This window comes from Lewinellaceae bacterium (assembly GCA_020636105.1).
Classification (GTDB): domain Bacteria; phylum Bacteroidota; class Bacteroidia; order Chitinophagales; family Saprospiraceae; genus BCD1.
The window spans coordinates 4,347,572-4,363,161 of the sequence record JACJYL010000001.1; the positions used below are offsets into that span (position 1 = coordinate 4,347,572).

General features: G+C 44.5%; 9 protein-coding genes. 5 read left to right on the forward strand and 4 right to left on the reverse strand.

Annotated elements, in window-relative coordinates; translation table 11 throughout:
* Positions 1-38 precede the first annotated feature (38 nt).
* Entirely contained in the window at positions 39-1,901 is a 1,863-nt protein-coding gene (locus tag H6571_16280) for a T9SS type A sorting domain-containing protein (GenBank protein MCB9325297.1), read from the reverse strand.
* Between the two features lie 642 nt (positions 1,902-2,543).
* Between H6571_16280 and ftcD the strand changes: the two genes are divergently transcribed.
* Complete coding sequence (gene ftcD / locus H6571_16285) at positions 2,544-4,232, forward strand: glutamate formimidoyltransferase (protein ID MCB9325298.1); 1,689 nt, start codon at positions 2,544-2,546, stop codon at positions 4,230-4,232.
* 430 nt (positions 4,233-4,662) lie between these two features.
* On the opposite strand, the gene H6571_16290 is transcribed toward ftcD, so the two are convergent.
* A complete protein-coding gene (locus H6571_16290) occupies positions 4,663-5,334 on the reverse strand; it encodes a YceI family protein (protein MCB9325299.1) in 672 nt (223 codons plus the stop codon).
* Between the two features lie 261 nt (positions 5,335-5,595).
* Here H6571_16290 and H6571_16295 point away from each other — a divergent pair, with 261 nt between their 5' ends.
* Positions 5,596-8,463 carry a T9SS type A sorting domain-containing protein gene (locus H6571_16295; protein MCB9325300.1) on the forward strand — a complete coding sequence of 956 codons (2,868 nt, stop codon included), beginning with the start codon at positions 5,596-5,598 and terminating at the stop codon, positions 8,461-8,463.
* Positions 8,464-9,006: 543 nt separating this feature from the next.
* Positions 9,007-10,146, forward strand: coding sequence for an N-acetyl-alpha-D-glucosaminyl L-malate synthase BshA (bshA, locus tag H6571_16300; GenBank protein ID MCB9325301.1), 1,140 nt, complete (start codon positions 9,007-9,009; stop codon positions 10,144-10,146).
* A gap of 163 nt (positions 10,147-10,309) precedes the next feature.
* Here bshA and H6571_16305 read toward each other — a convergent pair whose 3' ends face one another.
* Together H6571_16305 and H6571_16310 are read right to left on the reverse strand one after the other, a co-directional pair.
* Entirely contained in the window at positions 10,310-11,452 is a 1,143-nt protein-coding gene (locus H6571_16305) for an aminotransferase class I/II-fold pyridoxal phosphate-dependent enzyme (GenBank protein ID MCB9325302.1), read from the reverse strand.
* A 75-nt stretch (positions 11,453-11,527) separates the two neighbouring features.
* Positions 11,528-12,574: a M42 family metallopeptidase gene (locus H6571_16310; protein ID MCB9325303.1), complete on the reverse strand. Its 1,047-nt coding sequence runs from the start codon at positions 12,572-12,574 to the stop codon at positions 11,528-11,530.
* Between the two features lie 106 nt (positions 12,575-12,680).
* Here H6571_16310 and H6571_16315 point away from each other — a divergent pair, with 106 nt between their 5' ends.
* Positions 12,681-14,225, forward strand: a complete 1,545-nt coding sequence (locus H6571_16315; protein ID MCB9325304.1) for an oligosaccharide flippase family protein — start codon at positions 12,681-12,683, stop codon at positions 14,223-14,225.
* 149 nt (positions 14,226-14,374) lie between these two features.
* Entirely contained in the window at positions 14,375-15,538 is a 1,164-nt protein-coding gene (locus H6571_16320) for an ATP-binding protein (protein ID MCB9325305.1), read from the forward strand.
* Positions 15,539-15,590 lie beyond the last annotated feature (52 nt).

A 15,590-nucleotide genomic window follows, 5' to 3' on the forward strand; every position in this document is an offset into this window, starting at 1 on the left:
TCAACCTGTTTCAAGTCGAATCTTCAGGCTCCCGGCTTCTATTTAACCACCGTAAATAACGATGTCTTCGTCCCGTTTTTTGTCACGAGGCGAATGATGTATTGCCCGGCCGGGTAACGGCTTACGTCCAGTTGAACTTGTTTTTGGCCAACCTCCTCCATCGACCGGTACGTCATGACCCTTCCGCTGGTATCGGCCAGGATCAGTAAGGCTTTTTCCGGTGTTTCAAACGATAAGTCGATATTCAGTTGATCCCTTACAGGGTTGGGGAAAAGTCTCATCGCGTCATCCGCAAGCTGCGGCTCATCCGTTTTGAGTACGATGTCAACGTTCATTCGCAATACGGCGGCATTATTGGCCCCGAAGCCTTCCAGCGACCATTGATTCACATACACCAGACTGGAACCCTGTGGATAGGTAATATCCGGATCAATGCCATGGAGAATGGTGTTGGCGGTACCTTCATAGGCGATGGCCAGCAGGTAGCGTGTTCCGGCTTCCAGTATAGGCTGATCTTCTCCGCTCAGGTTGTGCAGTTCCACCTCGGCCAGGGCGTAATTCTGATAATCGGAAGGAAACACAAAGGTATCCCTAGCGATAAGCTCGAGGTCGTCCCCTTGTCCGATGGAAGTCAGGTTGAAGTTGGACCAGTCAGCCAGGACTTCCTCACTGACTTTGTATAACAATAATTTGACCTGTTCCCCGGCGATCGGCCCGTCCAATAAAGTTTTTGCTGCGGAAAAAGAAGCCGTTGCGGCCTTGAACTGCCCGTCGATAAGTTCGTTGGTGCTCATTTCGTAAACATTGCCAAACATCCAGTCTACATCAGTCCTCACGCCTTCAATCCCCAGGCCGTCATCTTTGGCAAATTCGGATTCGGTCACGACAAAGGGAGCAGAATAGGTATTGTTTGCCGGAGCGAAATCTCCCTCCGGGTCATCGAGGCTGTACACCAGATAACGGATGAAATAGGTATTTTCGGGGTTCAGGTCTTCCGGTACAAAAAACTTGTTGATGGAAACGGGAAGGTCTGTCTCCCCTGCGATGAGGGTTTCCACGAGGGTGCTGTCTTGATATAAAACGGTGCCTTCCAGGTCTTCCACCCAGGCTTTTAGGACCACATTGGTCTGATCGACACTGCCGAGGTTGGAAATGTCGGCCCCGAAATGCATGGTATCCGTGGTGATCTGGCTTTCCGGCTGGGCATAACTCGATGGGGGGTATAAAACCAGGCTTCCCAGTGCAAGGTTGTTGCCCGGTGTTTCGATGAATTGCACATCATCGATGAGCCAGAAATAAAAACGGCCGTTCCAGGTAAATCGCACCTGTACGCTATCCTGTCCACCGGCTATACCGGAAACGTCGATAAGTTGCACATCGCCGGGATCGGTAGCGTGGTTGAGCACGACCTCCGGATTGATGGGGATATTCGTCCAGGTGAGGCCTCCGTCGTGGCTGATATCCAGTAGCGTAGAGACAGCGGCCCCGTTGGCATGGGCGTATTGGTTGAACTTCAGGTTGACTACCGGGTGTTCACTCAGATCCACCATGGGAGAGGTCAGGCTGCCGGATTGCTGTCCCGGGTAAGGTCCCGCGCCCAAAGCGATGCCTCCCGTGTCGTACACATCGGAATTGTACATGGCGGCGCCATTGTCCACAGAAGGAGAGGCTATTGGGTCTTTATCGCCCCAGAGCAAAGCCTGGGTGGGGTTAGCCAACGTAGCGCTGTCAGCTTTGCCGGAAGCACTCCATTGCCAGACCGCTCCGGCCGGGTTGCCGGGCCCAATGGTCCAGGTGCCGGGAATCCCGCCGTCAAATTGTTCTTCCCAGATAATGGTTTCCTGGGCATAGGTTGAAAAAAGGAAAAGAGCAAAAAAAGAAAAGAGCAGCAACTTTTTCATAAACAAGGCATGGTTAAATTTAAAGGTGATGGTTGATCTGATAAAGGTACTGTTTTTCAGGGAATAGGGAGGAACGGCTTAAATTTGAAAAATCAATAAATCTCTTTTTCTATTTAGAAACGCTTTGAAAATAAATTGACCTGTTTTTGGGAAGAGTTTTTATTAGGGGGGGCGGAGGTGTGGCAAAAGTGTCAATTTATTTTTACTGCCTTACGAAGGTATTGATATGAACTAATTAAATGTTTATTAACCATTAATTTAACTCTGATTTTATTATGAAGAAAAATTATTTACGAATTCGATTTTTGGCTATGAAGCATTTGGCCTTTATTACCTGAACCTCATGGCAGATGGAGTAAGTGTGAGCAAGCAAATCGTATTGAGTAAATAAGTAATTAGAGTTAATCTTTGAGGCCTTTGGTTAGGGCCGACATGCCCCCCGGTTCACTTTTGTGGATCGGGGGTTTTTTTTTGCGAAAACCTGCCGCCGCCGAATGAATTCGGCGGTACAGCTTCAACTCCAGGGGTTGGTTTGCCGAATGAATTCGGCGCTACAGCTTCAATGGCCTCAGGATTTACGTTTTACATTTTACATTTCACATTTATCCTCCTACCTTCGCATAATCAAATAAAAATACCATCATGAGTAAACAAATAATTGAATGCGTGCCTAATTTCAGTGAAGGGCGCGATATGAATGTGATCCAACAGATTACGGATGTGATCGAAAGCGTGGAAGGCGTTAAACTTTTGGATGTCGATCCGGGAGCGGCTACGAACCGGACCGTTGTTACTTTTGTCGGGGCACCAGAACCGGTGGTAGAGGCGGCCTTCCTGGCGATAAAAAAAGCGGCTGAAGTTATTGACATGAGCAAGCATAAGGGCGAGCATCCCCGGATGGGCGCCACCGATGTTTGTCCTTTGATTCCGATATCCAATATTTCCATGGAAGAAGTGGCGGAATGGGCGCACAGGTTGGGTGAAAAAGCAGGCAAGGAGCTTGACATTCCTTTTTACATGTATGAATCTGCCGCGACTAAACCGGCCTGGAAAAACCTCGCCACGGTACGTTCCGGAGAATACGAGGCTCTGCCCAAAAAAATGGCAGACCCGGCCTGGAAACCGGATTACGGTCCTGCTGTGTTTAATGCAAAAGCCGGGGCGACGGCCATCGGAGCCCGTGATTTTCTGGTAGCCTACAACGTCAACCTCAATACCACTTCGGTACGACGTGCGAATAGCGTCGCTTTTGATGTGAGGGAAAAAGGGCGGGTAAAAACTGAAGGGGATTCCGTGACCGGAAAGGTGCTTCGTGATGAAAATGGAGAACCTTTGCGGGTGCCTGGCGCCTGTAAAGCGGTAAAAGGCATCGGCTGGTACATCGAGGAATACGGGGTGGCCCAGATTTCGATGAACCTCACCAACATAAACGTCACACCCTTGCATATAGCTTTTGAGGAATGTTGTAAAAGTGCCGAAAGAAGAGGGATGAGAGTGACCGGGTCTGAGTTGGTAGGCCTTGTGCCCTTAAAAGTGCTGCTCGATGCCGGGAAATATTTCCTAAAGAAACAGGAACGCTCCACCGGAGTTTCAGAAGCTGAACTGATCAAAATTGCGGTAAAAACCCTGGGACTTGATGAATTGGGCCCGTTTGATCCGCAGCAAAAAATAGTCGAATACCAGTTGCGCGAAAAAGGAAGTGCCCCCCTGATTGAAATGGACCTACGGGGATTTGCTGATGAAACGGCTTCCGAAAGTATGGCACCGGGAGGAGGATCCATTGCGGCTTATGTCGGGGCTTTGGGAGCCTCTTTGGGGACGATGGTCGCCAACCTTTCTTCACACAAACGTGGATGGGATGATCGTTGGGAGGAATTTTCAAACTGGGCAGAAAAAGGGCAAAAAATCAAAGATACCCTCCTGCAGATGGTCGATGAGGATACAGCTTCTTTCAATGGGATCATCAACGCGATGCGGATGCCTAAAAGTAATGAAGAGGAAAAAGCGGCACGCCAGGAAGCCATACAGGCGGCTACAAAATATGCAATTGAGGTGCCTTTTAAAGTGATGGAGCTGGCATTTGGTTCTTTTGAGTTGATCAAGGCCATGGCTTCTATTGGCAATCCCAACTCTGTCACGGATGCAGCAGTAGGGGGATTATGCGCACGGGCAGCCATCCGGGGAGCTTACCTCAATGTTCGGATCAATTCCGGCGATTTGAAAGACAAAGTTTTTGTAAAAGAAATCCTGGAAAAAGGGCAAAAAATAATGGAGTCAGCAGAGATATCCGAAAAAGAATTGATGGAAATGGTAGAACAGAAAATGCCATAATTGAGGTTTTAGGCGTATTTTCTATTGAATGCTTAAAGGAAAATAGTTAAAAAATCCTGATTAAAATTATATTTGCATCTTATTGAATTCATCATATAAACTACGAAAAGATGTCTGACGAAATAAAGAATCTTGGAAAGAAAGGCAATTGTATGCTTTATTTCTTTGTTGGTCTTATCCTATTTGTTGCCCTGGTTGTATGGATTTACAACTACAACTTTAAATTTTTAGGGTAAAATAACAGGACAATAACAAAACGAAAAACCGACAAAAGGGGGCCGGTCGAAATTCCGTCCCTTCGTGTGCGGCACCACTTTTGCTGAAAGGGTGCTCAATGGCTCGGAACAAAAAAAAACCGGCACTGTTTCGGTCTCTTTATTTTGGAGATCACCAGTGCCGGTTCATTTCTTTTTACAGCAGTATTTATTACTTAATTCGCCTTGGCGACAAGTGTTATATCAATCGCTACCAAATCATTGATGATCAAGTCCTGGGCGGTGCCGATCGTTCCTGATCGGTGCTTAATATCCCATTTTGTACGGTCAATAACAAAACTTCCGGTGCTTGCAAAAACAGCGTTTTCGGAAGAAGATACTTTTGCAAAAAAAGTGACGCTTTGGGTAATACCTTTGATCGTTAAATTTCCAGTAATGGATTGGCGCCCGTTTTTATTTTCTGAAGCAGGAACAGTCTCCGTAATTTCAAATGTTGCCGTCGGGAAAGCCCCAACATTGAAAAAATCGGCCCCTTTGAGGTATTCTTCAAGCTCTGCCTTATCCGCAAGATCAACGAGATCAAGGTCGAGGATGGAGTTCATATCTATGGAGAACTTACCTCCTACAATTACGCCCTCCCTGGCATAAATAGTACCTGAAGACAAATCTATGGAGCCATTGTGCCCTCCTCCTATGAGTTTGGTGCCGTTCCAGCCTATTTTACTTGCTTCAGTATCTAATTGAAAGGCTTTGGCCCCTTCGATATTTGCAGTTTTCGCCCCAGTCTGTGCTTCACCGGTTTGTGCATCTTCACCTTGAGGAGCATTGTTACAGGAGAAAATCAAAAAAAGAACGCTCAAAAAAGATAAATTGATAAGTGATTTCATGGAATAATTATTGATTTTTTTAAAAATAATGCAAATATAATCTGATTGGATGAATAAAAGTCTCATTGTTTAAAAATTTGGAGTGCTTCCTCTTTTTTCCTTGTTTTTTATGTATCGCTCTTGACAATAGGGGATAAATCAGGGATTTTGGTTCAAATTTTATTTCAGGAAAGGGGGGAAATGCGTCTGGTATCAAATTTTTATTTAATTTTAGCATTTAATCTAATTTTTCGACAAAGTTTATTTAATAAGCAACTAACTATGAAGTGGACTAATACAATTTTTTCTGTATTGCTCTTTTTATCAGGATTGAGCGTCTCAAATGCCCAGGTAACCTGTGAGTTTACGCTTGAAATGAGTGATTCTTTTGGGGATGGATGGAATGGAGCTAGCCTTGATATTGAGTTGGATGGAGTGACGACCAATTACACTTTTGATTTCACTGCACCGAATCCCAGTTTTATAACTTTCCCGATTATTGTTAATGGAACTCAAAGTATAAATATTACCTATAATTCAGGATCTTGGGATTCAGAGGCCTCTTACCGGTTACTGGATCCGGTAGGTCAGGTAATTTTTGAAGATGGCAATCCGCCTTTGGTAGGATTGGCTTTTTCGGGTGAAGTATCCTGCCCGACATGCCCGCCGCCGCCGCCGTCATCGGTTGTTATTTCCGATGTCCGTGCATTTTCAGCAGATGTTTCCTGGTCGGGTTCTGTGCCCGGGGCAACCTACCTGCTCGAATACGGTGATCCTGGATTTGCCCCCGGGTCAGGAGAAGTCATCTCCACCACCGCAACGGATATTACGTTGACCAACCTCGAACAATCCACTGAATATGAACTTTACCTCTCTGTGGTATGTGAAGGAAATGATACCACTACACTGATACAATCTTATTTCTTTGAAACGCTCGTCGCCATTGATCTTGGTATCTCAGGATTGATCAGTCCTGTTTCGGGCTGCGCCCTGGGATCGGCTGAAATGATGACCATTCAGTTGCATAATTTCGGGGGAGCTCCCCAAACGCTGGTGCCTTTTAATTACAGTATCAACGGAATCATAAGCGCGATCAACCATCCTATTGACGGGGTGTACACCGGAGTCCTTGGCATCGATAGTTCCGATGTGATGGACTTTGATATGAATTTTAATTTTTCGACTCCCGGAGAATATGAAATCCTGGTTTGGACGGAAATGGTCGGCGATACGGTGTTTACCAATGATACTTTCCATATTACCATCGTCAACACCCCTGTAATTTCTGAATTGCCGGTTTATGAAACTTTCGAAACGGAAGTTTACAGCGGGTGGTCAGTGGGCAAGGAAGGCATGAACCAAAGCTGGCAACTTGGGCAACCGGCTAATGCCATCATCTCAAGTGCGGCAGGAGGACAGAATGCCTGGGTGACCAACCTGACCGGTTTTTACAATAATGACGAGACTTCCTACCTGGAGTCTCCCTGTTTTGATTTTTCGGCCATGACAGAAGACCCGATCCTGGATTTTGCGCTCTTTGTGGAGTCGGAATCCAATTTTGACGGATTGTGGGTAGAGACTACCGTTGACGGAGGCCAAAACTGGACCAAATTAGGTTTGATGGGAGATGCAGGCAGTGTTTCCTGGTACAACCAGATAGATAATGTTTATCTGGATTGGTGGAGCGGACAGGGAACATTCCCGGGATGGGTCATTGCCTCTCACGTACTGGATGGTACCGCCGGTTATGAAGACGTGCGCATCCGCTTTGCTTTTGATTCAGATACTTCTGTGCCCAGGGAAGGTTTTGGTATCGATAATATCTACATCCACGAACCTTTGACCAATGACATTTCCCTGTTTGCGGGCAGTAATGAAAGCACTGAGGAATGTGGTTCAGCTGTTGATCATGTGACCATTGCATTATTCAACCACGGTTCTGATACACTGTCCAACATTCCACTGTATTTTCAGGTAAATGATGGAAATGTGGTTTCAGAACCAGCCATAGGAGTAACCTTATTGCCGGGCGAGCAGACTACTTATACCTTCAATACGCCATTTAATTCCCTCGACCTTATTGATTATACCATCACCATCTGGACGGACCTGGTCGATCAGAATCCGGACAACAACCAGACGGTGTTTGTCTCAACCGCTTTGATCGGCGAATTGCCTTTGGCGGAAGATTTTGAATCCGGCGTAGAACCGAATGGCTGGGTCTTTGACCAGACTTTCAGTATCATTCAATTCCCGAATGCGCACAATAATCCTTCCTACAATGTAGGAGATAATTTGTATAGTGGCGACCAGATTTTCCAGGTTACCACTCCATGGCTTGGTGTGGTGGAGGAAGGACAATCCCTTTCTTTTGATTACCGGTATGCAGATTATTTTGCAGGAACGGTAGGCACAATTTTAGGTTCTAACGACCGGCTGGAGGTTCAGATAGCGACTTTCTGCTCTGATATTTATACGACTATTTATTCCATTGATTACGAAAACCATACTCCTACGGCCGATTTTACCACGGTGAATGTTGACTTGAGTGAGTATGCCGGGGAGAGCATCAAAGTTAGGCTTCAGGCTACCTGGGGACAGGGAGATTACTGGATAGATATTGATAACATCAATATTTTCAGTTGTCCTCAAACACTGGACCTGGCTTATGAGGTCGTTAACGAGTCTGATGCGGGGATGGAAGACGGAAGCGTGGTGATCACGCCCCAGGGGGGTGTAGGACCTTACACTTATCTTTGGAATAATGGAGAAACCACCGAAAGTCTTGACAGCCTGGCTGCGGGTAATTATGCCGTTACGGTTACCGATCATTTCGGCTGCAGTGATGCCATTGGCGTTTTGGTCGAAGTGGGAGTGATCGGTTTAAATGATCCTGAATTGATCGAGGAAGTGCTGTTGATGCCAAATCCGACAACAGGATTGGCTGCGCTTAAAGTCCGATTTGCCGAATCAAGTGATGCCAGCATCAGCGTGATGAATTTATTAGGCCAACAGGTGTTTTCCATCCAGGATAAAAACGTGGTTAATGGCGAGTACTTGCTCGATATTGCCGGACAGCCGGATGGCGTTTATCTCGTTAGCATACGTAGCGGACAAGAGTTTAAAACCATGAAATTGATCAAATCATAAGATTTTTTTTGAAGGATAAAAAAACATGAAAGATCCCGAATTTCGACGCTTTGCCGGAATTCGGGATTTTTTCTTTTTCCGTTGGAGGAAATAGGCTCAAAAAACATGAGTCATCCCTAATTTTGCCTGGCGGCAAAATTCAAAATATTTTTTGAGGCCTGGCAGTATCAATCCTTCTGGCACAATAGCGGAACAATTGATTTTCTGATTTTTTCGCGCATTGTTTAGCATTTGTGAGTAATTCGACAGAAAAAAAGCGCACTTCCGGCTTTTCACCTCAGGCTCCATCTACAATTTTACCTCATTTGATAGACTCAAGCCACACAAAAATCCCAAATTTTGGTGTTAACCAAAAATTGGGATGTCTCATGTTTTTTAAGACAATACCGTTACACAAACCAGATTTATGACACTTATCTGAACAATTTTTCCTTTTTTGCATTTTATGTAAGTCGGGTTTGGATTTTGGTCATGAAATTCATTTTTTCAATGGCCGTTCGATAGTACTGAACCCCTCCTATAAGCAGCAGAAAAAATTGATAAATGAAAATTGGAATCGTTTGTTATCCGACTTTTGGAGGAAGTGGTGTTGTCGCTACTGAATTGGGGCTTGGCCTGGCACAGAAAGGGCACGAAATTCATTTCATTACTTATAAGCGTCCGGTGCGTTTATCTGCTTTTCATGAAAATATCTTTTTTCATGATGTGGTGACCCGTGAATACCCGTTGTTTGAATATACGCCTTACGAAACCTCCCTGGCCAGTAAGTTGGTGGATGTAGTCAATTTTGAAGGACTCGATCTTTTGCATGTTCATTATGCTATTCCACATGCTGCCGTAGCTTATATGGCCAAAAAAATACTTATCTCCCAGGGGAAATACATTCCCGTGGTAACGACCCTTCACGGTACCGACATCTCCCTTGTAGGGACCGATCGTTCCTTTGCTTCAGTGGTCAAATTTTCCATCGAAAAATCAGACGGGGTCACGGCGGTTTCTGAAAGTCTCAAGCAACAAACTTATGACCACTTTGGTATCACAAACGATATTCGTGTCATTTACAATTTTATTGATTTTGAACGATTCAGCAAAACCAATAAAGATCACTTCAAAAAGGCGATCGCCCCGAACGGAGAACGTATTCTTTCCCATACCTCTAATTTTAGAAAACTTAAAAGGGTGGATGATGTGATCCATGTTTTCCATAAGGTCAATAAGGTCATTCCAAGTAAACTGTTGCTGATCGGTGATGGACCGGAACGACAGAATATGGAGGACCTCTGCCGGAAATTAGATCTTTGTGATGATATCCGATTCCTGGGAAGACAAGATGCCGTGGAGGAATTACTGGCGGTATCGGACCTTTTTATTATGCCTTCAGAGTCTGAAAGTTTTGGCCTGGCAGCCCTGGAGGCCATGGCCTGTGAAGTGCCGGTGATCTCTTCAAATGCCGGAGGTTTGCCGGAAGTAAACATCCATGGAAAAACAGGTTATTTGAGTGAAATAGGAGATGTTTCAAGTATGGCCAACAATGCCATTTCCATCCTGAGCAATGAAGAGGTGCTGGCTGAATTCAGGGCCAATGCCCTGGCGCAGGCACAAAGGTTTGATATCAAAAATATTCTGCCTCAGTATGAAGCCTATTATGAAGAGGTGCTGGCGGCTTCGAAAATTTCAGTTTGAGGAGTGGCGTTTTTTGAAGGTTGAAATCGTTAAGTAGGCGTATTTAATCAAAGAATGGATAAATATTTGTAAATTTATCAACTAATTCCAATCCTGATTACGAAGAAATTGCCTGCCTTGAAATTGAATCATAGGGTTTCTTTCTGAAGTTCAAACAAACGCCTCATATCTTCACCAATAATGCTGCCGCCCTTTCCAGCGTCTCTTTTTCTTTTGCAAAACAAAAACGAAGGACACTGCTTCTGGGACTCCGCGCGTAAAACGGGGAAACCGGAATCGTCGCTACGCCGTGTTCTTTGGTGATTCTCGTCGCAAAATCAGTATCCTGCTCATCGCTGATGGCGCTGAAATCGTAAAGATGGAAATAAGTTCCTTCACACTTTAAGGGCTTGAACCGACTGCCCGTCATCAACTCAAGAAAATAGTCGCGTTTTTCCTGGAAAAAATTTCCCAGCCCAAGATAGGTCTGGGGATCTGCCATGTAGTATGCTAACGCGTACTGGATAGGCGTGTTGACCGAAAATACGTTAAACTGGTGTACCTTCCGGAATTCCTCCATCAAAGGCTCAGGCGCTACGGCATACCCCAATTTCCATCCGGTATTGTGAAAGGTTTTTCCAAAAGAAAAAACAGCAAAACTCCGCTCGCGTAATCCCGGGTACTGGAGGACGCTCAGCGGTTTTTTTTCATCATAAACCAGGTGTTCGTACACTTCATCGCTCAGGACGATAATGTTGGTATTTTTGACCAGGGCTTCCAGTTGGGCATAATCTTCCGCTTTAAGGGTTAGGCCTGTCGGATTGTGTGGACTATTGATGAAAATCATCCGGGTACGGGGGGTAATTAAGTTGCCGAAAGCCAGCCAGTCGATTTGGTAATCCGGACTTTGCATAGGGTAGGGAATGGGAATCCCTCCATTGATCTCTATACTCGGCTGGTAGGAATCATAGGCAGGTTCCAGCAGGATAACTTCATCACCCGGATGCACGAAAGCAGCGATAATGGTAAAAATGGCCTGGGTGGCCCCTGCAGTAAGGGTTATTTCCCGGTCCATATCGACCTTTGCATTATGGGTGATGGCAATTTTTTCGGCAATACGTTCCCTCAAGGCAGGTACGCCTGCCATAGGAGCATATTGGTTAAAGCCTTTAAGCATGTATTGATGCACCCGCTCGATCAGTTCAGGAGAGGATTTGAAATCGGGAAAACCTTGTGCCAGGTTGATGGCATTTTCCTGTTTGGCCAGGGCCGTCATGACCGTAAAAATGGAGGTTTCCGTATGAGGAAGTTTTGATTTTATATGCATACTTGTTGCTGGTTACAGGTTACTGGTTGCTGATTATTTTTAACAAGAAACGAGTAACCAGTAACTCGTAACCCGTTAAAATTCCCGGTTAAATTCCCCCAAATCAGAAACGGCAGCTTTTAAGAGTTCAACACAATTGGTGATATCTTCCTTGTGGACCATTTCAATGGTTTGGTGCATGTTGCGCAAAGGGATGGAAATAGCCCCCGCAATAGCTCCTTTTTTACCGTAGCGTTGAACACCGGCGGTATCCGTTCCTCCTGCGGGCAATATCTCAGGCTGCCATTTGATGGAATGTTTGGCCGCCGTTTGTTTGAGATACTCCACCATACGGTAGTCGCTGATACTGGTGCCGTCCATGATTTTGATGGCAGCGCCCTTTCCCAGGCAGGTTATTTTGTCATGTCCGTTAGAACCGGGCACATCAAAAGCGATGGTCACATCGAGTCCGAAACCAAAATCAGGATCAATGTGGTGAGCGGCGGAGATGGCTCCGCGCAGGCCTACTTCTTCCTGGACGGTGAATACGCCGTAAATATCGTAAGGTACTTCTTTTCCGTGGAGGGCCCGAAGGACTTCAATCAGAATATAAACGGAAACGCGGTTGTCGAGCGATTTGCCGTTGACGCAATTACCCATCTCTATTAACTCACGTTCCCGGGTGATCGGTGCTCCGATAAAGACGATTTCCTCTACTTCTTCCTTTGACATGCCGAGGTCGATGTAATATTCGCTGATCGGCATTTGTTTCATTCGTTCTTCCGGTTTCATCAGGTGAACGGGTTTTGAGCCCATAACACCGACGAGGTCCTTTTTTCCGTGAACAATGACTCTTTGCGAAGTGAGGGTTTTAGGATCAAATCCTCCCAGGGTATGAAATCTGACAAAACCTTCATCATCAATGTAAGTGACGATGAAGCCAATCTCATCCATGTGTGCCGCGATCATTACTCTTTTGGGATTCAATCCTTTTTTGATCGCAATAACACTACCCAGATTATCGACGTAAAGTTCATCGACAAAAGGGCGAACCTCTTCCATAATGGTTTCCCTTATCTTATTTTCAAAACCGGATGCTCCCGGTACTTTGCATACCTTTTTTAACAGTTCGATGTCTACCATTTAATTCTATTTGCCAATAAAATTTGACCTTCAATTTGCGTTTATCAAGCGAAATTATCATTAATTTGCTTTGCAAAGAAATTTTTCCCAGCTTTGTTCCCTCATTATGTCAAAACAAGTCAAGCGCTTAGCTAAAGAAACGGTTATTTACGGGTTGAGCAATATCCTCAGCAGGGTACTCAATTTCATCATCGTAACCCCCTATCTCACCTGGAAATTCAATAATGAAATGGGAGAGTACGGGAAGCATGGCATCATGTATGCTTATGCCGCTTTGCTTATGGTGGTGATGACTTACGGGCTGGAAACAGCTTTTTTTCGTTTCGGAAATAAACCTGAGGAAAGAGATAAGGCTTTTTCCACGGCAGCCATAAGTTTGCTGGTGAGCACCGTACTTTTTGTAGGCATTTTAATGTTATGCTCTCGTCCGATCGCAGGAATACTGCTGCAGCCCCAGGATTATAATTTCGTTTTGTTGTTTGCGCTTATCATAGGGTTTGATGTGTTGACCGCCATTCCTTTTGCACGACTGCGCCTGGAGAATCGCCCCATTCGTTTTGCATTTTATAAATTGATGAATGTGTTGGTCAACGTAGTGTTTCTCATGTTTTTCCTAGAGTTGCTGCCCTACCTTGCCTCGCGGGGCCATGAATGGGCAGGGGGGATTTATAGCGAAGATAAAAAGCTGACCTTTGTTTTTATCTCCAATGTGATTGCGAGCATTGTTACCTTTTTGTTGTTGACTCCCATGTACTTTAGAAGAACCGCTCCTTTAAGAAAAGGCGGCGAGACGGAACCTGGGTTTACGTTCCAGTTTGATAAGGAACTTTGGAAAAAGATGATGTGGTATTCCATGCCCCTGGTGATCGTTGGGATAGCGGGGATGGCCAATCAAATGGCAGACCGCTACCTTCCAAAGCTTCTGCTGCCGGGTTCCTATGAAGAAAATATGATCCAGGTAGGGATTTATAATGCCTGCGTAAAAATAGCTATCCTGATGAGCCTGTTCACCCAGGCGTTCAAATTTGCGGCAGAGCCTTTCTTTTTCCGCCATGCGGGAGAAGGCGGTTCGAGAGAAGTCTATGCCCAGGTAGCCCAGGCGTTTACTTTTGTGGCGAGTATTTTTTTTCTCGGGGTTATGCTCTATCTGGACCTGGTGCAATTCCTCATCGCCAGCAATTTCCGTGAAGGGTTGAATATTGTGCCGGTATTGCTGTTGGCCTACCTTGTTTTGGGCGTGTACTACAACTTTTCTATCTGGTATAAACTGACGGACCAGACTAAAATCGGTGCCTACATTGCGCTGGCCGGCCTGGTCATTACGATATCGCTGAATTTTTTCCTCGTTCCAAAAATCGGTATCATCGGTGCCGCCTGGGCTGCTTTTGCCTGTTTCACTTTTATGGCGGTAGTCGGTTTTCTTACCGGGCAGCATTTCTTCCCTGTTCCGTACCGCATTGGAAAAATGCTGTTTTATGTTTTTTTCGCGGTGGGCATTTATTATCTAAGTACCCTGGTCAGGCCCCTTATAGGGGAAAACCTGATCAATATTCTGTTGATCAATACACTTTTGTTTGGAGCGTATTTGATTGGCGTGGCGATGGTGGAAAGGAAGATTGTGGTTGATGCATGGAAGGGTTTTTGGAAATGATGCTTTTATTGCGATAATTCGGGAGTGTTCAATGTTTAAAGTTCAAATGGAGTTCGGATTTGAGTTTTTTCTTAAGTCAATGCTTGCCAGGAAAAGTAAATTAAAATATTTTTTTTGCAAATTAGATATTAAATGTCTAATTTGCAAAAATGATTGATCGAGTAATTGAAAATAAAATAAAAGAGGCGGCAGTAAAAATGCCAGTTATTGCGGTTACAGGGCCGCGTCAAAGTGGAAAATCAACTTTGGTCCAAAAGGTATTTCCAAATTACAGTTATGTTAATTTAGAGGATATTGAGCAGCGGGATTTCGCAAAGGAAGACCCGAAAGGTTTTTTGCTAAACCTTGGGGAATATGCCATTATTGATGAAGTGCAAAATGTTCCAGATTTACTTTCCTATATTCAAGTTGCTGTTGATAAGGAAAAACGAGCAGGTCAATTCGTAATTTCTGGTTCTCAAAACCTGCAATTAATGGAAAGTGTTTCCCAGAGTTTAGCAGGTAGAGTTGCTATTTTTAACCTTTTACCATTTTCTTTAGAGGAGTTAAGTCAAACCAAATTTTCGCTGGATGAGTATGAAAAGTATATATTCAAAGGATTTTATCCACCGATATATGATCGTGATCTTAATCCATCAATTTGGTTGTTGGATTACATTCAGACTTACGTTGAGCGAGATCTCCGCCAGGTAATCACCATTGCTGATTTGTGGACATTCCGTCAATTTCTTGAAATATGTGCCGGGAGAACGGGGCAATTAATCAATTTATCTGAAGTGGGCAATGTGATAGGAGTTTCTTATAAAACTGTGCAAAGGTGGCTTAGTGTATTGCAAACAAGTTTCATTGTTTACACTTTGCGTCCATACCACAAGAATTATAACAAACGAATAATTAAAGCACCTAAATTGTATTTTTACGATACCGGTTTGGCTTGTGCCCTATTAAATGTCCGAAATATAGACGATCTCAACAGGCATTTCGCCAAAGGTGCGTTGTTTGAAAACTTTGTTATCAATGAAATATTAAAAAATCAACTCAATCGCAACTTGCAACCAAGACCATATTTCTGGAATGCAGCGGGCAATCACGAAGTTGATCTAATGTTTGATAAAGCAGGAGAATTGATTCCAATTGAAATAAAATCAGGAAGGACCATTAACTCTAATTTTTTTAAAAGTTTGAAATATTTTCAATCCCTTTCAGGAGCTCTGCCGGAGAATAGTTTTCTTGTGTATGGTGGTGATGAGGTACAACAACGCAGTATTGCCACGGTATTAAGCTGGCAACAATTGGGGAAAATTCCTTTTTGAAATTGGATGTTTGGATACTATGATGTTGAGGTGGTTTGATGAGAAACAGGAG

What these genes read in the sequence shown, in the direction of transcription:
- H6571_16280 (MCB9325297.1), bottom strand. Translation starts at nt 1,901, where the DNA reads ATGAAAAAGTTGCTGCTCTTTTCTTTTTTTGCTCTTTTCCTTTTTTCA.
- ftcD (MCB9325298.1), top strand. Translation starts at nt 2,544, where the DNA reads ATGAGTAAACAAATAATTGAATGCGTGCCTAATTTCAGTGAAGGGCGC.
- H6571_16290 (MCB9325299.1), bottom strand. Translation starts at nt 5,334, where the DNA reads ATGAAATCACTTATCAATTTATCTTTTTTGAGCGTTCTTTTTTTGATT.
- H6571_16295 (MCB9325300.1), top strand. Translation starts at nt 5,596, where the DNA reads ATGAAGTGGACTAATACAATTTTTTCTGTATTGCTCTTTTTATCAGGA.
- bshA (MCB9325301.1), top strand. Translation starts at nt 9,007, where the DNA reads ATGAAAATTGGAATCGTTTGTTATCCGACTTTTGGAGGAAGTGGTGTT.
- H6571_16305 (MCB9325302.1), bottom strand. Translation starts at nt 11,452, where the DNA reads ATGCATATAAAATCAAAACTTCCTCATACGGAAACCTCCATTTTTACG.
- H6571_16310 (MCB9325303.1), bottom strand. Translation starts at nt 12,574, where the DNA reads ATGGTAGACATCGAACTGTTAAAAAAGGTATGCAAAGTACCGGGAGCA.
- H6571_16315 (MCB9325304.1), top strand. Translation starts at nt 12,681, where the DNA reads ATGTCAAAACAAGTCAAGCGCTTAGCTAAAGAAACGGTTATTTACGGG.
- H6571_16320 (MCB9325305.1), top strand. Translation starts at nt 14,375, where the DNA reads ATGATTGATCGAGTAATTGAAAATAAAATAAAAGAGGCGGCAGTAAAA.